The sequence below is a fragment of the Verrucomicrobiota bacterium genome (genome assembly GCA_039192515.1).
GTDB lineage: Bacteria > Verrucomicrobiota > Verrucomicrobiia > Methylacidiphilales > JBCCWR01 > JBCCWR01.
Genome location: JBCCXA010000002.1, coordinates 157,314 through 176,169 on the forward strand (window position 1 = coordinate 157,314; position 18,856 = coordinate 176,169).

20 protein-coding genes are annotated in these 18,856 nt (G+C 42.1%); 13 read left to right on the top strand and 7 right to left on the bottom strand.

The genetic code is table 11. The annotated features are described in order from the left end of the window. The first annotated feature begins 50 nt into the window (after positions 1–50). The 13 genes from AAGA18_02085 (at position 51) to AAGA18_02145 (ending at position 10,815) form a co-directional block, all read left to right on the top strand. Positions 51–923 carry a flagellar hook-basal body complex protein gene (locus AAGA18_02085; GenBank protein ID MEM9444118.1) on the top strand — a complete coding sequence of 291 codons (873 nt, stop codon included), beginning with the start codon at positions 51–53 and terminating at the stop codon, positions 921–923. A gap of 18 nt (positions 924–941) precedes the next feature. Next, positions 942–1,610 carry a flagellar basal body-associated FliL family protein gene (locus AAGA18_02090; protein MEM9444119.1) on the top strand — a complete coding sequence of 223 codons (669 nt, stop codon included), beginning with the start codon at positions 942–944 and terminating at the stop codon, positions 1,608–1,610. A gap of 3 nt (positions 1,611–1,613) precedes the next feature. Further along, positions 1,614–2,633: a flagellar motor switch protein FliM gene (locus AAGA18_02095; GenBank protein MEM9444120.1), complete on the top strand. Its 1,020-nt coding sequence runs from the start codon at positions 1,614–1,616 to the stop codon at positions 2,631–2,633. Beyond that, a complete protein-coding gene (gene fliN / locus AAGA18_02100) occupies positions 2,626–2,889 on the top strand; it encodes a flagellar motor switch protein FliN (protein ID MEM9444121.1) in 264 nt (87 codons plus the stop codon). Before AAGA18_02095 ends, fliN begins: the two co-directional genes overlap by 8 nt. Positions 2,890–2,891: 2 nt before the next feature. Next, positions 2,892–3,173 carry a flagellar biosynthetic protein FliO gene (locus AAGA18_02105; protein ID MEM9444122.1) on the top strand — a complete coding sequence of 94 codons (282 nt, stop codon included), beginning with the start codon at positions 2,892–2,894 and terminating at the stop codon, positions 3,171–3,173. 6 nt (positions 3,174–3,179) lie between these two features. Beyond that, positions 3,180–3,986 carry a flagellar type III secretion system pore protein FliP gene (gene fliP / locus AAGA18_02110; protein MEM9444123.1) on the top strand — a complete coding sequence of 269 codons (807 nt, stop codon included), beginning with the start codon at positions 3,180–3,182 and terminating at the stop codon, positions 3,984–3,986. Then, entirely contained in the window at positions 3,983–4,252 is a 270-nt protein-coding gene (locus AAGA18_02115) for a flagellar biosynthetic protein FliQ (GenBank protein ID MEM9444124.1), read from the top strand. The genes fliP and AAGA18_02115 overlap by 4 nt, the downstream gene beginning before the upstream one ends. An 8-nt stretch (positions 4,253–4,260) precedes the next feature. Beyond that, positions 4,261–5,019: a flagellar biosynthetic protein FliR gene (locus AAGA18_02120; GenBank protein MEM9444125.1), complete on the top strand. Its 759-nt coding sequence runs from the start codon at positions 4,261–4,263 to the stop codon at positions 5,017–5,019. Between the two features lie 8 nt (positions 5,020–5,027). After that, positions 5,028–6,098: an EscU/YscU/HrcU family type III secretion system export apparatus switch protein gene (locus tag AAGA18_02125; protein ID MEM9444126.1), complete on the top strand. Its 1,071-nt coding sequence runs from the start codon at positions 5,028–5,030 to the stop codon at positions 6,096–6,098. Next, complete coding sequence (locus AAGA18_02130) at positions 6,095–8,230, top strand: flagellar biosynthesis protein FlhA (protein ID MEM9444127.1); 2,136 nt, start codon at positions 6,095–6,097, stop codon at positions 8,228–8,230. The genes AAGA18_02125 and AAGA18_02130 overlap by 4 nt, the downstream gene beginning before the upstream one ends. A gap of 96 nt (positions 8,231–8,326) precedes the next feature. Next, positions 8,327–8,752 (top strand): MaoC family dehydratase, encoded by a 426-nt coding sequence (locus AAGA18_02135; protein ID MEM9444128.1) that lies wholly within the window; start codon positions 8,327–8,329, stop codon positions 8,750–8,752. Positions 8,753–8,839: 87 nt separating this feature from the next. After that, complete coding sequence (locus AAGA18_02140; protein ID MEM9444129.1) at positions 8,840–10,498, top strand: TIGR00341 family protein; 1,659 nt, start codon at positions 8,840–8,842, stop codon at positions 10,496–10,498. A 41-nt stretch (positions 10,499–10,539) separates the two neighbouring features. Beyond that, positions 10,540–10,815 carry a hypothetical protein gene (locus AAGA18_02145; GenBank protein MEM9444130.1) on the top strand — a complete coding sequence of 92 codons (276 nt, stop codon included), beginning with the start codon at positions 10,540–10,542 and terminating at the stop codon, positions 10,813–10,815. A 465-nt stretch (positions 10,816–11,280) separates the two neighbouring features. Here the strand turns inward: AAGA18_02145 and AAGA18_02150 are convergent, their stop codons facing one another. The 7 genes from AAGA18_02150 to cimA form a co-directional block, all read right to left on the bottom strand. Then, positions 11,281–13,023 carry a sodium:solute symporter gene (locus AAGA18_02150; GenBank protein ID MEM9444131.1) on the bottom strand — a complete coding sequence of 581 codons (1,743 nt, stop codon included), beginning with the start codon at positions 13,021–13,023 and terminating at the stop codon, positions 11,281–11,283. 55 nt (positions 13,024–13,078) lie between these two features. Then, positions 13,079–13,768, bottom strand: a complete 690-nt coding sequence (thyX, locus tag AAGA18_02155; protein ID MEM9444132.1) for an FAD-dependent thymidylate synthase — start codon at positions 13,766–13,768, stop codon at positions 13,079–13,081. A gap of 75 nt (positions 13,769–13,843) precedes the next feature. Continuing rightward, positions 13,844–14,482, bottom strand: a complete 639-nt coding sequence (locus AAGA18_02160) for a hypothetical protein (protein MEM9444133.1) — start codon at positions 14,480–14,482, stop codon at positions 13,844–13,846. A 56-nt stretch (positions 14,483–14,538) separates the two neighbouring features. Further along, positions 14,539–15,513, bottom strand: a complete 975-nt coding sequence (locus AAGA18_02165) for a class I SAM-dependent methyltransferase (protein MEM9444134.1) — start codon at positions 15,511–15,513, stop codon at positions 14,539–14,541. After that, a complete protein-coding gene (locus AAGA18_02170; protein MEM9444135.1) occupies positions 15,497–16,051 on the bottom strand; it encodes a hypothetical protein in 555 nt (184 codons plus the stop codon). The genes AAGA18_02165 and AAGA18_02170 overlap by 17 nt, the downstream gene beginning before the upstream one ends. 1 nt (position 16,052) lies before the next feature. Further along, the gene (locus AAGA18_02175) at positions 16,053–16,763 is read right to left on the bottom strand and encodes a hypothetical protein (GenBank protein MEM9444136.1); all 711 of its coding nucleotides are present in this window, start codon (positions 16,761–16,763) and stop codon (positions 16,053–16,055) included. A gap of 53 nt (positions 16,764–16,816) precedes the next feature. After that, positions 16,817–18,391 carry a citramalate synthase gene (gene cimA, locus AAGA18_02180; protein MEM9444137.1) on the bottom strand — a complete coding sequence of 525 codons (1,575 nt, stop codon included), beginning with the start codon at positions 18,389–18,391 and terminating at the stop codon, positions 16,817–16,819. Positions 18,392–18,856 lie beyond the last annotated feature (465 nt).

An 18,856-nucleotide genomic window follows, 5' to 3' on the forward strand; every position in this document is an offset into this window, starting at 1 on the left:
AAGTAATGATTAATTATTAAGCTACAAAGAGGATATGAAAGGGAAGAATTATGATACGTAGTTTATTTTCAGCAGTAAGTGGGTTGTTGAATAACCAACAACGGATGGATGTAATTGGTAATAACATCGCAAATGTGAGTACGGTGGCATATAAATCCAGTGATGCTACATTTGCCGAAGCGCAGATTCAAATTGAGCGCGGTGCGACTACCGAACAACCAATTGGCTTTGCTATTGGGTTAGGTGCTAGGTTAGTTGGCACAACTACAAATTTCAATCAAGGGGCATTTCAAAGAACTGATGTTACTTCAGATTTAGGACTTAATGGAGAAGGTATGTACTCCGTTGGAACGACTATTGCTGGTGGAAATGCTTTTTTAACACGCGCAGGAAACTTTATCATTGACTCGGATGGATATTTTAGAACTCCTGATGGGTTATACCTAAAAGGCCAAATGGGTACAGGCACTACGGCTAATATTACAGCTGCAGTAACGCCAACAGATTTTACAGCAGGCAACTTTCCCACAGCTGCGGTTTTTGTCCCTGATCAAATCGGAGGTGTGAATGTATCCAGTTATTCTGTAGGTCTGGATGGTGTTATAACTGCTGTTAGCACTACAGGTGCTACACTGGACGTCGGACAAATTCACGTGGCCAGCTTTAGTAACGAGAATGGGTTACGACGCGAGGGTAATAATCTTTATACGAATACTGCCTCATCCGGCCATGAAGGTAGTTATATACCTAATTCAGCAAATTTATCGACAACGATACAAAGCGGCTCATTAGAACTCTCTAATGTTGATATGGCAGAACAATTTAGCCGCATGATTATTACGCAACGTTCATTCGATGCGAATGCCAGGACTATTTCTACTAGTGACGAAATGCTGCAAACACTGATGAACCTCAAGAGGTAATAAGGATAGGAGCTAACTATGGCGGAAGATGGAGAAGAAAATAAGGATAGTGGGGAGAGTGGCAGTTCAGGTGGTGGAATGCCCATGGGGCTCTTTTTGGGTGTTACAGGCGGTATGTCTGTATTGCTCTTAGGGGGAGGCTTTGCCATAGCTTATTTTATTTTGCCTACACAGATCGCTTCGATTGTAGAGGAGCAGCAAGCTGATATGTTAGCCGCCTACACTGCAGCAGCTGCTTCGGCTGGGTCCGGGGAAGCCGGTGTAGAAGACGAAAGTAATGCTGGTGAGGCTGGCGGTAATGAAGGAGAAGGCGCCAGTGAGGGGAATAGCGATAATGATGGTGGCACAGGAGAGTCTGATGGCTCTGGGTCCATAGAAGATATGCCTACTAGCGAGGACTTTATTTTATCAGAAATCATTGTGAATTTAGCGGGGAGTCGTGGGGGGCGTTACGTTAAGGCGACGATGTTTTTTGACGGCTCAAAATATGTCCTGGGTGAGTTAGAGCAGCACAGACCGAAAGTAACAGATGTTGTATCGGAGGTTTTATCAAGTAAAACACTTGCTCAGTTTAATAGCCCAGGCGTTCGAGGGGAGCTAAGAAGAGAACTTATAGCGGCAGTGAATGCAACTCTTAAGAGGGGTAAGGTTGACAATATCTATTTTGAATCACTTCTTGTTCAATAATATATGGCAGATGAAGAAGAAATTCCCGGAGCCGATGTTCTCAGCCAATCGGAGGTTGAGGACATTCTTGCTTCTATTGGTGCTGAAACTGAGGACCAAGTTAAGGTTATCAGCAGGCGCCTCAAGCAGCCTGAAAAGCATCAATTAGAAGAATTTGACTTTCGCAGCCCTGTCTTTCTCAGTGCTGCTGAAATGCGTCGCTTGCGCATTAAGAACGAAGAATTTATCCGAAGCTTAAGTGCAGCCCTTTCGGTCTATTTACAAATGGAATTCGGTCTGCAAATGTCAAGGCTTGAAACATTGACTTATCAAATGATGTTGGAAAGCTTGCCCATGCCCAGCCATTTGACTTTATTCAGGATGAATCCCTTAAATGGTATTTGTTTAATGGATATTTCTCCAAGACTTGGTCTCACTATTCTTGATCGGATGATGGGTGGGCCAGGACATTCAATTAAGAATGAAAGAGATTTTACAGATATTGAGGTGACAGTTCTTCAGGACTTTATTCATTTGATTTTAAAGGAGTTTGCCAACAGTTGGCAGCGTTATCAAAATTTAGAACATGAAATTATAGAGCATGAAAATACAGCTCGATTTCTAAACATTGTTGAACCAGACGAGGTCATTTTATACCTAGAAATGGAGGCGAGACTTGGTGATTGTTTAGCAGGTATTCGGTTTATGATTCCCTATCGTATGATGGAAGGAATCATTGATCAGCTAATGGCAGAAATATCCAATCAGGAAGGGAGGATTGAGGAGAAAAAAGCGCCCACTGTCATGGTGGAAAATTATAAGAATATTCCAATCATACTTAAAACCTTTTTGAAGGGGTTATCGATGACTTTGGGTGAAATAAAAGATTTAGATAGAGGAGATTTAATTCTTTTAGACGAAAAGCTATGTAACCAAGTGATTGTGGAGCTAGGTAAAATACCAAAATTCAAAGGACAAGTAGATATTTTGAAAGAACCTGTAAGTGTCACACTTACGGAAAAGATGGATACCAATTATGAGTGAGGAAGTAAGCACAGAACCCCTGGATTCAAGCATCATCATGAATATCCCGGTCGCTCTTAGTGTTGAGCTCGGTAGGACGGAATTACAAGTTAAAGAGCTTGTAGGGTTAGCCCCTGGGAATGTTGTTGAATTAGATCGCCAGGTGAATGATCCCGTAGACTTATATGTGAATGGGCGTCTTATTGCTAAGGGTGAGGTAGTGGTTGTTGATGATGCAATTGGCATAAAAATTACGGAAGTCGTAGGTAAGGAATAGCCGTGATAGATGTAATAGAGCCATGGCGTTTAATAGCCTTGATTTTCTTTATGGGAGGATTAGTTGCTCTCTGGTGTTGGAGTAATAAGGGAAAAATAAAAGTCAATGGTATGATATCAGGGAAAAGCTCAAAAATAAATGTGATCGAAAGACGTTGGATAGGTTCCAAAGAAAGTTTGATTTTAGTAGAAGTAGAAGGTGAAAAATACTTGTTAGCAACTGGGCAAGGAGGCTCGTCATGGCAAAAATTAGAATCAAAGTGTCAATTAGAACAAGTAATCTAATAGTCTATGTTGAAGTGCTTAAAAAGACATTCCACCCTGGGGTTGAGGTTTTCTTTAGGAATACTTTCGCTAGTGTTCTTCTTAATCTTGGGTGATGATCTTTGTGCTCAAGCATCTTCCTCAAATAGCGGGCCACTAACTATCACCTTGGCTAACAACGATGGTGAGGAAGTAGGAGATCTCTCAATGAGTCTTCAACTCTTGATTATCTTTACTATACTGAGTGTTGCACCAGCTATATTAATTATGACCACATCGTTTATACGAATCATTGTGGTGTTGTCATTTTTAAAAAGTGGTTTGAGTGTGCAACAGCCTCCATCTCAAGTTTTAGCAGGTATGGCTATGTTTTTAACGTTCTTTATTATGAAGCCGACTTGGGATGAAGTTTATCTTGTCTCTGTTGAGCCTTATCAAAAAGGTGAAATAACAACCATGGAAGCACTGGAAAGAGCGCAAGAGCCTTTAAAAGAATTTATGCTGCTTTACACAAGAGAAACAGAGTTGAGTTTCTTTATGGACGTTGCCCCAAGTCCCTTAGAAGCAGAGGATCCTAGAGATCTACCCCTGCAGGTTATATTGCCAGCCTTTATGCTTTCGGAATTGAAAACAGGCTTCCAAATGGGATTACTTATCTTATTACCGTTCCTAGTGGTGGATATGGTGATCGCTTCGACTTTGATGTCATTGGGTATGTTTATGTTACCACCACCTATTATAGCTTTGCCCATTAAATTGATGATCTTTGTCCTTATTGATGGATGGACCGTCATACTAACCTCACTTGTAAACAGCTTTCATTTAACAGGATGAATAATGATACAGCATATGAATTGATTAAGATTTGCCTTATGCAAGGCATTATTATTTCTGCACCCTTGATTTTGATGGCAATGGGCGTAGGTATTGTTATCAGTCTTTTTCAGACAGTGACTTCTATTCAGGAGCAAACTCTAACCTTTGTTCCAAAAGTGCTTGCTGCTGCTTTTATCCTCTGGTTGATAGCTCCCTGGATTTTAGAAAGTTTAGGTAATCTCATGATCTTAATGTTTTCTCGAGCCGGCGAGGTTAACGTATGAACCTTTTTATGGATCCGATAGCCTTTTGGCTAGTGGCGGCGCGTTTGTCAGGTTTATTTGCCGCTGTTCCAGGCGTAAGCGATTTTTCGATACCTACTGTTGTCAAGGCTGGATTACTTATCTGGCTAACCTTTTTTTTAACACCGCTTACACCGGCCGCAAATTATGCAATTTCTGGAGTGGTTGGCCTCGTTTTTATAGGCATGGGAGAGTTAGTTATAGGAGCGGGTCTTGGGTTGGTTGTTAAGATGTGTATGGTGGTCATGCAATTTGCAGGCATGTTAGTAGATAATGAACTTGGATTAACTGCTGCTGAACAATTAAATCCTGCAGTCACAATATCTGGAGGTGTATTTGGCAGGGTTTTTGTGATTGCGGGAATGGTATATTTCTGGGTCTTAGACTATTTTACATTAGTTCTAATGGGTTTAGTAAAGAGTTTTGAAATTATTCCCATGGCACATTTTATTTCTAACATAGGGATTAAGACATTAGTCAATGTAGGCTCGAGCATCCTGATTAGTGGATTTGCTATAGCAATTCCAATATTAGCAGTTTCCTTTATGACAACTTTTGCTTTAGGTCTGATATCAAAAGCAGTTCAGGGTCTTAATATTATGTTTTTAAGCTTCACCATTCGTCTGGGCGTAGGGCTTGCGGCAGTGATTGTTTTTTTGCCATTGCTCTTGTTCATGATTCGAAAGCAATTGGGGACGATTTTGCCTAGGATTACAGACTATATGGTCGAATTAAACAAGCTTACCTAAACATAGATATGTCGGAGGATAAAGATAGCAAAAACCTGCCAGCTACCGGCAAGAAGAGAGAGGAATTGCGTTCACGCGGAGTAGTGGTTCGCAGCCAAGATCTTGGGGCTACGGTTTTATTAGCTGCCGCCATTGTTATGCTGTTAGTTTTGGGAAAGTACTATGGTGAGGCTTTTGTGGAAGTGATGAGCAGTAGCTTCGTTGAAATAGAGAATGTAGGACCAAATTCTTTGGGATTAATACATAATGCTGTTGTGATGCAACCTCAACTTGCAATATATCAAATCCTCTTTTGGATGGGTATTATTCTCTTGGTGTTACTCGCTCAAATTTCTCAAGTCGGACTGAGGATTTCTTCTAAGACATTAGAACCAAAGATAACAGCACTAAATCCTATCAATGGAATTAAAAATTTATTTAGCGTGCAGAAACTGGTGCAGCTTATCCTTGGGGTCTTTAAAATGGTTTTGGTAGTGGGCCTTACCTATGGGGCATATGTTGAACTAAGACAGAGTCCGGTATTTACTCGTATGGTAGGGCCTATGGAATATGGCGCATTCCTCACTTCAGTGATCTGGGAGGTGGGCTGGCGTGTTTTAGTCGCTCTGGTTGTGATATCAGCTATCGATTATGCTTATCAAAAATTCAAGTACGAGCGAGATAATCGTATGAGTCGTCAGGATGTAAAGGAAGAGATGAAACAGACGGAAGGTAATCCAGAAGTTAAGAAAAAGATCCGAGGCAAGATGCTCATCTCGTTTCGTAGGATGCTTGAGAACATGGCGGATTCGACCATAGTCATTACCAACCCAACTCACTTTGCAGTTGCCTTAAAGTATCGGAGGGGAGAAACACCTGCACCCATGGTTATGGCCAAGGGAATGGATCGAATCGCCTTCAAAATTAAAGATAAAGCTATTGATCTTCATATTCCGATTGTTGAAAACAAGCCGTTGGCAAGAGGGCTTTATCAAGAGGCCATAATAGGTGAAGCGATCCCTGTAGATTACTACAGGGCGGTTGCAATTGTCATAGCAGGACTACAGAGCGAGGGTTACACCTTGGAGGCTAGTTCATGAATAAAGCTTCAACACAGCAAGCTGCACAGTCTACCGAACTTTGGCAAAAGTTATATGCCAAGGGTGACATGTGGTTCAGCTTTGCTTTATTGGGTGTCATTTTTATTCTCGTGCTACCGTTGCCACCACTGCTTATTGATTTATTACTTACTCTCAGCATAACAATAGGAGTATTGGTTGTCTTAACGGTTTCTAATGTTAAAAATGCTACGGAGTTTAGTGTCTTTCCTACCCTTCTGCTATTCGTAACACTCTTTCGACTAGGTTTAAATGTAGCGACCACGCGCGCTATTCTAACAGGCGGAGATGCAGGCAACCTTATCGATGCTTTTGGACAGTTTGTCGTAGGAGGTAATGTTATTGTTGGACTGATAGTTTTTATTATTCTTACACTCATTAATTTTATTGTTATCACAAAGGGTGCTGGACGTGTGGCAGAAGTAGCTGCTCGATTTGCTTTGGATGCCTTACCCGGCAAACAAATGAGTATTGATGCAGATTTAAATGCTGGCCTGCTTTCTGAGCAAGAAGCACGAGCAAAACGTGAGCAGTTGCAAAAGGATTCGAGTTTCTTTGGAGCTATGGATGGAGCTAGTAAGTTTGTTCGTGGAGATGCTGTTGCAGGCATTCTTATTACCGCCATCAACTTAGTCGGTGGAATAGGGGTAGGCGTTTTGCAAATGAACTTATCTGTTGGGGAATCTGTCAAAACCTTTACCTTACTCAGTGTTGGAGATGGGCTGGTGTCGCAGATACCTGCTTTGCTGGTGTCAACTGCTGCGGGTATCATTATAACGCGTTCTAGTTCTTCTCTTAAGCTTGGTACAGATGTTGCACGTCAGGTCTTTTCGAGTAGAAGAGCTATCTGGGGAACGGGTGGTCTTCTCTGGGCATTAATGTTTGTTCCGGGTTTTCCTGTGCCCATCTTATTTTTATTGGGCGGAGTTGTCATGGGGGTTGGCTACTTGTGGCCTCAATTAGCAGGAAAAGATCAGGTTGATGATAGTTCTCTAAATGAGGAAAGTGATGCTACTAAAGGTCAGGGGGTCGGAGCAAAAAGTGATCAGAAAGAATCGAAGGATCGCAATAAGGTAGAAGTATTAATTTTAGAATTAGGCTTAGATTTGCTACCACTTGTCCATGGTGATGTTAAAAATATCATTGATCGTATTGCTTCTTTGAGAAGAAGTCTTTCATTTGAATTAGGGATTACCATTCCCACTGTTTCAGTTAGGGATAATTCAGGCTTACCACCTCATAGTTACCGCTTACTATTAAGAGGCCATGAGGTTGCTTCTGCAGAATGCTATGTAGGACATGTCTTGGCGATGGGAACTGGTTCCATGCAAAGACCCTTGCAAGGTAGAAAATCTATAGAGCCTGCCTTTGGGCTTCCTGCTACTTGGATACCTGATTCTGAGAGAAAACAGGCTGAGCGTTTAGGTTATGCGGTAGTTGATCCCATATCTGTCTTGACTACACACTTAAATGAAGTGCTCAAAATGAGAGCAGCTGATTTGTTGTCACGCCAAAATGTTCAACTGCTACTGGATGAGTTGAAGGAGTCTCATGCTGCGGTATTACAGGAAATGAATAATCTTCAACTTGGTATAGGCACGGTACATCGTGTGTTACAAAATCTGCTTAGAGAGAAAATCTCCATAAGAGAATTACCACTGATCCTTGAAAAATTATGTGATCAAATTCAAATGACCAAAAATATAGACGAGCTGAGTGAAGCAGCTAGGAAAGAACTTGTCTTTGAGATAGCTCGTTTGTGCGATATGCATGAAAATAAATTGATATGTATCACTTTAGATGCCGAGTTGGAACAGACGCTACTCAAAAGTATTAGACAAACAACACATGAAATCACTTTGGCCATGGATCCGAACATTGCTACACATCTCCATAATCAATTGAAAGTATCTATAGAAGATGTTACAAACCAGGGGTTCTCACCAACATTGCTTTGTTCGCCAAGTATCAGGCTGGGATTAAGAAAATTCTTTAGTGATACTTTTTCTAAGTTGGTGGTTGTAGCTTATAATGAAATATCCCCCAGCATTGAATTACAGCCTTTAGCCTCAATTGGACTTCCTATTTCACCTAATATAAGTAAAGCCGCTTAGAAACATGTCATTTTAGCATGCGAGATAATAACGTTTAGTTCTGTTTATGTTCGAATGTTATAGTGATGATATATAAATAGCTGTTAGTGTTAATCCGTGCAGCTAGAAAATATACCATTCTCTGAAATCAAGGTAGGGGATGTGGCTTCCCTTGAACGCCCTGTAAAGATCGAGGATTTAGAGCTTTTTGCAGAAGCGACCGGTGATTACAACCCTATTCATTTAGATGAAAGTTTTGCCAAGCAAACTGATTACGGTAAATGTATCGCGCATGGTATGTGGGTGGGTTCTTTAATATCAGCTTTGTTAGCGACTAAACTTCCTGGCCCGGGGGGTGTTTATCTTAGTCAGTCGCTAAAATTTCATCGTCCTGCTTTTGTTGGAGATATCTTAACGGTTAAGGTTACTGTTTTAGCGAAAAAAAGGCGTAATATCCTTATCATGGAATGTGAAGTGACTAATCAGCATCAGAAGATGGTTGTTAAAGGGGAATGCATGGTCACGACCCAAGACCAAAGGTAAGCGTATCGAACGCTGGTAAATAATTGAGTTGTGGTGCTTGAGGATAGATGTAAAAGTTTTGGCTTAAGAAGCATCTAGAAGACAAATATGTCTAATATTGAGCCTCCATCAAAAAGATCTATGGGACATCATTTTAAGGAGCTATGGCTGATCTTGAAAATGATTATGCACAAGCTTTTTTCTCTTCAGGGCACTACCGATATTGAGGGCACCATTGACAATATCACTCGCAATATTTCCATTCGTGGAACGAATATGTGGATGTTGATTTCTTCTTCTGTACTAGCATCTGTGGGTTTGGATATGAATTCTGGAGCTATTCTGATTGGCGCAATGCTTATTTCTCCCTTGATGTCACCTATTATAGGTATGGGTTTTTCCCTTGGCACACATGACCGAAATCTCTTTTTTATGGCGCTTAATAACTTGCTTATTACAGTAGTAATTAGCCTCGTATTTAGTTCGGTTTATTTTTATATGACACCTCTTGGAGAAATAACCGACCAATTACGGTCGAGGACATCGCCTACACTTTTAGATGCAATAGTAGCAATTTTTGGTGGTGTCGCTGGGATTGTAGCATGTTCGAGAACTAAGTCTTTAAATGCTATTCCAGGCGTTGCTATTGCTACAGCGCTTATGCCACCCCTTTGCACAGCTGGTTACGGAATCGCTAAAGGAGACTTAGGCTTTTTTATGGGGGCCTTTTATCTTTTCTTCATCAATGCACTTTTCATTACGGCAGTTACCTATTTTATGGTTCAACTCCTCGGCTTTCCTCATAAGCATTTTTTCGAGAAGAATCAACGTAATAAAGTGAAAATCTTTACGATCATAGCCTGTCTAACCACATTGATCCCGAGTATATTTTTCCTTGGAAATTTAGTAAAAGAGCAAAAAATCAAAGCTCAAGTAAATGAGTTTGTAACCCGCGAAATCAATACATCCTTACATGAGGCGGTAGAATGGAAATTGGAAGATAAAGGGCAAGGAGGTAAGCGACTGAAAGTCTATATGATAGGCTCACCCGTCACGCCAGAACAAGAGAGTCTCTTGAAAGAGAAGTTAATTGGTGAAGCCTATGAGTTGGATTTCGTCAATCTACACATCGTCCAAATGAATGTTCCTAAAGAAAAAGCGGAGAAAGAAGACTCCATAGTGGTTAAAGAGCTTATTAGCACCATGGAGCAGGTGAAGAAGAGAGATGAAGAGATTGCACAACTTAAGCTCGCAGCCTTAAAGGTTGATAAGGATGCTAGGTTATTACCTAATTTAGATGAAGAGGTTGCTTTGATATTTCCAGAGATAGATCGTGCTTGGTATGGTTTGATGCTTCCCATGGACTCGAGTGCAAAGAAGAAGGAAGTGCCAACATTGATGTTAACTTTTAAAAGAGGAGTTAAGGAACAGTTTGAGCTATTAGAGTCACAAAATGAGATTCAAACCAACGCTCAAGAAGTGGAAGATGAGGTGGATAATCAAGAAAGAATGACCAGTGAGGAGATGCCATCAGAACAACCCAAGCCTATTCTTGAAGAATTAAGTCATGCAAAAAAGCAAGACATTATCCAGCGCTTGAGGGGCTTTTTGAAAAAGCGTTTCGACAAGGAAAGTCTCCATATTTTAGAGTATGATCCTACTCAAGATATGAACCTCGTTATCCATGCAGCCGATCAGATGGAGTGGAAAGAAGAGCAGGGCAAGGAGGCAGGGAATGTTTTGGAGAGCGCGAATCAAAAAGAATAGTCCCAACTTGCATTGTATTGGGTAGAGGCTATTATTTTGCTATGAAATCAGCCTATGAACTTGCTATGGAGAAGCTCGAAAAAGCGCAGCCAGCTGAAAAATTAACAGACGAACAAAAAGCTCAGATCACGGAAATTAACTCTCTTTACGAATCCAAAATTGCCGAACGAGAGACATTTCTTGCCAGTCTTATTGCGCAAGCCGAGGCAAAGGGAGATTTTAATGAAGTTGCAGAAGTTCAAGAACAAAAGGTTCGTGACATCGCTGCTCTAAAAGATGAGTGGGAGACCAAAAAGCAAAAAGTTTGGAAGAAATAGTCACACAAGCTTGTACTCTCATTTTTAATCCAAATGATGTCATAAAGGCTTAAAGATCTTGGCCCTTAGTGTATTTTCTAATGAATGGGCAACAGTGACTCATCCAACCTGTCGTTTTATAGCTTCACCGATGAAAGCTTCTAGGGATCTGAGTATTCCCTTAGTGTTTGGACCCACGTTGATATCAGGGGATCAATCCGCCAGACGAATCAATCAATAGTTGAATCTTCTGCATGCCTCGGTTGAATCAGGGTATGACAAAAATGGATGTTTAAGACTCATTCAAAAATGCTCTTTGAAGTCTGGACTCTCCTAGGGGTATCACCTTATTGAGCCCATACCCCTACTCTATTTGGATGAGTACTCCGCCTTGATAGCTTCGCCTTTGCTAGCTTATCCAAGCTACGTTCAGACAATGCGATTGACGTATCTTCCTCAACTCTCTTTTTCTAGTGACTTAAACTTTTACGGATCTTGTTCAACTTTTTTAGCATCATTCGCTTTTAATTGATACCATAGATAGGTAGAAGCTGTGCACCACAGTATGCTAAGGCAAAGAGTCTCGGCGACCATCTTAAGCATAATGGTCATAGGTATTAAGAAGGTTGAGATTTGCCACATTAAAGACACAACCATCGTTTGTAGATTATTGCGATGCTCTTCTCGATCACTTTGCTTCCAATCTTTATTCCAAAGTCCTTGCGGCTTAGTGGTGTTATAGAATTCTTTGCGAATTTTTTCTTCTGTTTGCGGCGTCATGAAAGTGCCTAATACACTGCCAAGTAAAGAGCAGGAGGCTACTATGAGAACTGTATGGATTTCGTGTAGATACTCATCCGAAACGAAGATAAAGGTTAGAAGCGAGGCGGTAAAACCTGTAAGGATTCCCATCGTAAACCCTGCTCCGTTAAAGCGTTCCCAAAACCACCGCAGGGCAAAAGGGACAAGAAATGCGGGGAACAGGTTGGTCACAATAGCGACCCAGATGCCAACAATTGAATCAAAGTTTAGCGTGATGAATAGGCCGGTGACTACAATGAAAAATGACGCAATATATCCGACCCAGACCAGCTCTTTTTCTGTGCAAGACTGTTTGAGGGGTTGATAGAGATCTTTCACTACATAGGAAGCTCCGGCATTAATGGTGCTATCAAATGTAGACATAGCGGCAGCTAGCATCGCAGCAATAATGATTCCACGCACACCAGAAGGGAAAAACTCGGATAAGAGAACTTCAGGTAAAATTACTTCTGGGTCTTTGGTGCCAACGCCTAGTGAAATTGCTAAGACTGCAAAGCCCAGCACCATTGGCCATCGGAAAGCAAACAGGATAGTCCATAACATACCTATCTTTAGGCAGTCTGACTCATTCTTCGCTGAGTAGAAACGTTGGGCCATGTAAGCGGAGCCTCCACTGCCTCCTAGTCCTTCCAAAATTCCCTTACTGGCCCATACAAGCAAGCAAAGACCAAAAAAGCGATAGTCTAAAATACCATGAGAAGTATTTATTTTAAGCTCTTCTTGAAAGAGCGAAGGGAGAACTCGATTAAAAGTTGCTCCAGGCCATTGTTCGAGGAGTTCGGGGGTCACCTCTGAAAAGCCTACGATTGCTACATACAGTGCGGCACCACCAATCAATACGCTCTGAACAACATCAGTCCAAACCACACCATAGATGCCACTCAGCACGGTATAAAGGAAAGCGATGGCTAGCATGAGTAATTGGCATTGTAGGATAGTAAAAGGAAGAAAGACGGATAGGAATTTGCCAGCAGCTCCTAGGAAGAAAACGACCATACCTATGGTGATAACCAGGTAAGTGACTGCTGCACTCATGCGCGCTAACTTACCTTGCCAATCTTTACCAAACCGTAGTTGCATCCATTCAGCGGTGGTCATCACTTGGCTACGGCGGTGCCATTTACCCATGAAAGCCATAAAAATAGCGATAGGCAAAACCACTCCGCCTCGCATTTCTATAAAGAAGCCATGAAGGCCGAACCAGTAGAGCATAGTGACTAGGGTCATCGTTCCAGCTATGTCTAGGTTACTTGACATGCCCGAAGCGCCCAAAGCCCACCAAGGCAGCTTGCGATCGCCTAGAAAATAATGCTCTGAGCTCTGGCTTGCGCGTTTAGCTAAAAAAACTCCGAAGATGAGAAGGCTTACAAGGTATATGGCAATGATGGTGTAATCAACACGAGTCATTGCACGTCACTTAAATGGCTATCAACAGACTAGCACTCATAGATTGGAATAACAGCTAAACTGTTTCGACTTTAACTGTCTTGACTTTGAATTCTTGATAAGCCTCAAAGGTCCAGGGGTAAAGGGCTTCAGCAATTTCCCGCATGCCTCGGGCGACCTCTCTCACTTCCCATTGTGCATGATGATCTTCTCTTAGATGAAGGAAATGTAGGAGGTTATGCAGATCGCAGTTCACATAGATTTCCGTGAAGATGCTGACGGGTAAAACGGTTCGGGCAAGCTCTCGAGCTACCCCTTGCTCTAACAAACTTCTATAGGTTTCATAGGCTTGTTTATTAAAGGTCTCTACTTGATTCGTGAGCTTATCGTGATCAAGTCCAGCAGTAGTGCTTCCCTGCTTATTTTTTTCGTCGGGTGAACGCCATTCAGTGGGAACGTAAAATTCATCCATAAGTTCTGAGTACCTGGCACTCCACTCATTGAGACGAAAGGTTCTGTGTCGAACAAACTGTCTCATAATAAAGATAGGCATTTTAATATTAAATGTGATGTTACACTGTTCGAAAGGGCTGGTGTGTCGGTTTCTGTAGAGATAGCGCAGGAGCTTCTTGTCCTGTTCTTCGCCTTTACTTGGGCTTTTATAAGAAATTCTAGCAGATTCTACTATACGGGTGTCCGAACCGAGGTGATCTATGTAGCGAACAAATCCTTTATCAAGTATGGGGATGGTGTAGCCTTTTTCCATGAAGGGTAAGGATTGTCTATGAACGAGAAGTTGTCGATCTAGAAGTTTTTTGAAACTTCTTGGAGCTGGTGCGTGTTATTGGTTTTCCTCGGCCTGATCTTTTTGGATCTTATCGAGTCCTTCTTGCATCTCGCCGGGAAGCTCCGAGATTTTTTCTTTAACTGCAGGGGCTTTTTCCTTCACACCATCAGAAACTTTCTCTGTCACCTCTTTGCCATATTTTATGATTTGGTCAAAGGTAACTTTTTGGCCGCCCTTCTTATCCGGAAAACAAAGGCTAACAACAAAAATAGCCATACTAGCTATACACACTGCACCGAACCAGGAGATGAGTGAGCCTATATAGCCGGCACGAAACAAACTTAGATTAATGCCAAGTAAAGGTAGTAAGAAGACTGCAGTAGGACCAAGTATAAGAAGCATTTTCTGCTTGCCTGGATCTTCTATGTTTGGATAAGCATAAGTGAGAACCGATGCTATTGTGATGGCTACCCCAAAAAGGACAATGGCTCCGCTGAAAATACTGACTAGACCAGTGGCATTTCTAGCTCCGGTGAGTAAATGAAATTTAGCTAAGCAAATAGCCAGAATAGAAAATCCAACAAAAAGGCTAATGGAAAACTCTGCTGTACTGTGCGGGGTTTGCACCATATAGATCAATGTAATCCATAGATGATTAAAGAACTCCTCTTGCTGCGGCAATATCCTTGGCATGCGATAAATACTAGCTAACTGTTGAGCTTAAGCAAGTTTGCTTGAACCGTTGTTGACTAGTCGCTTAGTTGGACCCAAAAGGTGAGAGGCAGTTTGCCTTCAGAAAAGTCTTGGAGATTCGGAGTGGTGTATATTTTACATATTTGTTTGAGTTTTTCTGCCGCTTTTTCCACGTCCCTTCGAAGAACTTCTTTTTTGATCGAGAGGCAGTTTGTAGAAATAAGCATTTTGCCGAGGGGAGAGAGAAGTTGAAGACCTTGTTCAATTAGCTGTGGTAAATTCTTTTCCACATGGAATGGCCCTATTTTCTTGGCATGGCTGAAAGTTGGAGGATCTAAAATGATGACATCAAATTTTTTCCTCTGGCGCCGCAAACGTGGTAGTATTTCACGAACATCATTAGTGAAAAAGCCATGAGCTTGTGGATTGATGTGGTTAAGTCGGAAATTTTCCCTGCCTCGGTCAAGATGCGAACGCAGGGTATCTACATTCAATGTGTCACATCCCATAGAGGCTGCAACTACTGAAAAGGAGCAAGTATAAGCAAAAAGATTGAGGACTTTGCACTCAGACTTTGCTCTTTTAGTGTTAAGGAAATCAATCAGGTATTTTCTATTTAAACGCTGATCCATAAAGAATCCCACTGAGTATCCTATAGCAAAGGAGATCTGATACGAGAGTCCCCATTCCTGGGCAGTTGTTTTATAGGGGCTTTCACTCTCTTGAAAAATACGAACAGGACTTTGACGTAAATTTGGTCTGTTAGTGACAAGGCGTGTATAGATGCTTTCAGCGACAAGTTGATGTGTGTCGAGCCATTCACGCAAATCCTTTAAAATCTCTCTGGGATCCATTTCTGGGAGATGTGAAATGATGAAATGTTGATGGTAACGCTCGATCCAAAGTCCCGGGGAAGAGTAGATACGGTGAATATTTGTCTTTTCCAAAGCGAACTCCTCGAGAAGTGACTTTGGAATAAACATGGCATGGTTATTTGAAGCGCTACTTAGAAACTTATTGTAACGAATCATCGTTAAAGCGCTTCTTGGGGCGGCGTTCTTGGAAAGATGTGCTTCTAGGTGTTCTTGGGACTGTCTTAAAGGCCGGCAGCTTTTTGTTGATAGGCTCTCCAACGCCAATGACTTCCCAACCGCGGAGAATGAAGATAGGTACGAGTCGGTCAGTATTCGGTTCGTATCCCTTGTAGTCAGCAAAGCGGCCCCACATTTTGTAGCGGATTCCGTGGTCTCCATGTTCATCGCTCAAGTAACGGTGAGGAACTTTATGGCGACCGGGTATTTCTTTGATCATGACCCAGCGAGCACTACTCCAGGACTCCTTCTCTTTTTTCATCCACCCCCATCCAGAGTATTTATATTGGCAATGACGCTGCCCAATAAAAACGTCACCTTCCTTTACCCCCGAGCTTTGAGGGATAATAGTTAAAATGGAAGGGTTTACGGTGTAAACAACTTGGGTTTTTTCGGGGGTTGATTCCTGCTCCTGTTCTTGAGCGTAAGAAAGTGTTGCGCAAAGTGAGAGGGATAAAATAATGAGGAATTTTGTCATGTTATTCTTCACCGAATGTCCAATAACCTTCTGGGGTTGAGATAAAAGGAATGCCTCCGTTGGAATAGTCGGTCTTACCAACTGCACCTTTCATAGGAGTTTTTGTATGTTTTTGCCATGCCAGAGTAAATGCTTCCCCTGAATGGCATCCCCAGCTTTTGGATATGGCGTCTTCGGCGAAGGCGCTACGCTTGATTTCCTTAATATGGCTTATATGGAGCAAGAGAGGTTCAGCAACTGCTCCATCTAGATTATTGCTGTAATCAAACATCCAAGTTCTCTTGTTAGAATGGCCAAAGTATTCGACTCGAGCAATGGGCAATTCTTTCCGGTTCACGCCTTTATTGAGATAGTGGATCAGCTCTTTTCTACTATTGAACCAGTAAGGCTTCATTCCTTGGTCAGAAAGCTTTTTCTTCACGGCGGATATCAAGTCGGATTGATTTTCTAGGCCTCGCGTAATATAAGCGGGGCGAAAGACTAGCCAGGTTAATTGATCATTCGGTTGCATCTGTGCTCTGATTTGAGGAAGTCGAGCAATCGGTGCATCTATGAAGTTGCCCCAATATCTGTCGTGGGTATTTTCCTTTTTATACTTTTCAAAATACCGGAGGGCGGGTCCGCCACTTACTATAATATGCTCGCGCGCAGCTAGCACTGAAACGCTAAACAGTAGATTACAAAGAATTAGTTTAAGAAATAGTTGATGCATCTTGAAGTAATATAAGTTCAAAAATAAATAATCACCAAATGTTTAATTCACTTTCAAGATGACTGTTTCATGAGAAAGTATTCCACACTATCCACTAGCGCTAACCAACTGGCTTCGATGACATTATCACTTACACCCACCGTTCCCCATACATCTATGCTATCCTTGGACTCGATTAAGACCCTAGTTCTGGCGGCAGTCGCGGCAGATGAATTAATAATACGCACTTTGTAATCGTAAAGATGAATTTGTTCAATCTCCGGATACTTTACCTTTAAGGCTTTACGAAGCGCTTCATCTAAGGCGTTTACGGGGCCATCGCCATTGGCAACCGTGTGAATGAGCTTCCCATCTATGCGGATCTTGATAGTCCCTTCACAATTAGTGAAATGCAGTTCGTCATTTTTACGAAGTGAAACATGGTACTCAACCAATTCGAAAAACGGCGTGTAATTACCTAGTTGGCGTCGGACCAAGAGTTCAAAGGAAGCGTCCGCAGCTTCGAATTCATAGCCTTCCATTTCCAGTTTTTTGACCGCTTGAAGGATTTTTTTAGTCTCTTCGGATTTTTCCTCGACAGAGATACCTAACTGAGAAGCTTTCATCATGACGTTGGTTCTGCCGGAGAGTTCCCCTACTAAGATACGCTGTCTGTTACCGACTAGATCGGGATCGATGTGCTCATAGGAAATGCCTGTTTTGTTTACAGCATTCACGTGCATGCCGCCTTTATGAGCAAAAGCAGATAGGCCAACAAAAGGTGCGCGACTGTCGTGATTTTGATTCGCTAGCTCATCCACAAAATTGGAAACCTCCCTTAGCTGTTTGAGATGCCCACTAGGGAGGGAGGGGCGGTTCATTTTAAGCTCAAGGATAGGGATCGTTGTCGTCAGGTTACAGTTGCCCGTTCTCTCACCAAAACCATTCATCGTCCCCTGAACCTGAACGGCTCCAGCCTCTACGGCGGCAAGAGCATTTGCCACTCCTAATCCGCAGTCATTGTGCGTATGAATGCCTATCTTTTGATCCGAAAGAGTCATGGATACCGTTTGAACAATGTCATAAACCTCAGATGCTAAAGTCCCGCCATTCGTATCACACAAGACTAGACAATCGGCACCGGCTTCAGCAGCAGCTTTCAAGGTCATGATGGCATAATCGGCATCGTCCTTGAATCCATCAAAAAAATGTTCGGCATCATAGAAGACCTCACGTTCATTGTCTTTGAGATATCTTACCGTGTCAAAGATCATGTTTCGGTTTTCCTCAGCCGTGGTCCGAAGGACTTGTTCAACATGAAGGAGCCAGCTTTTCCCAAAGAAAGTTACGGCTGGAGTCTCAGCCTCTAATAGAAGTTTGACCTGTGGATCTTCTGCTACCGAAGTGTTTGCGCGACGCGTTGAACCAAAGGCAGCGATCTTGCAGGCTCCCCAATCTCGTTTCTTGGCTTCTTCAAAAAAAGCGATGTCCTTCTCATTTGATCCAGGCCAGCCGCCCTCAATGTAATGGAATCCGAGTTCTGCAAGCTTTTCAGCGATGCGAAGTTTGTCATGAAGTGATAAATTGATTCCTTCGCCCTGCGTTCCATCGCGTAGGGTAGTGTCATAAATTTGGATAGGTGCATGCATATGTAAAAATTTAGCTAGGTTTATGAAATAAATGTTTGGAGTATGAAAGCTTTATTATGAAGGGGCTAGGGATCCTCGACTGCCTTATGAGCCGTTTTAGGCAATCGAGCTAATAATGAGTCCAATAACAGGAACAAAGCCTGGCGCTATAGGAATAGATATAGCGTTTACAGGCTTAATAGGCTTACTCCCAATGATGTTCTGAGCACTCACTTAACCATGTAAGCTATCGTCAACTCTTCAGGATGCAAGTTTCGAATTTTCCAGTTTCATCTAAATAGTTTTTAGATAAAATTGACCCTTCTTTGTGACATACGCAGGGGTCTTTATTTTGTAGGTTCCTGCGCTAAAGAATGAGGAAAAAGGTTGGGTTACCCAAAAAAAAGAAGATCGATAACCTTGGCCTCCATATACATGTAAGTGCCTGAGGAGGAATCACTAAGCATGGGCGACAAATAAGTGGTA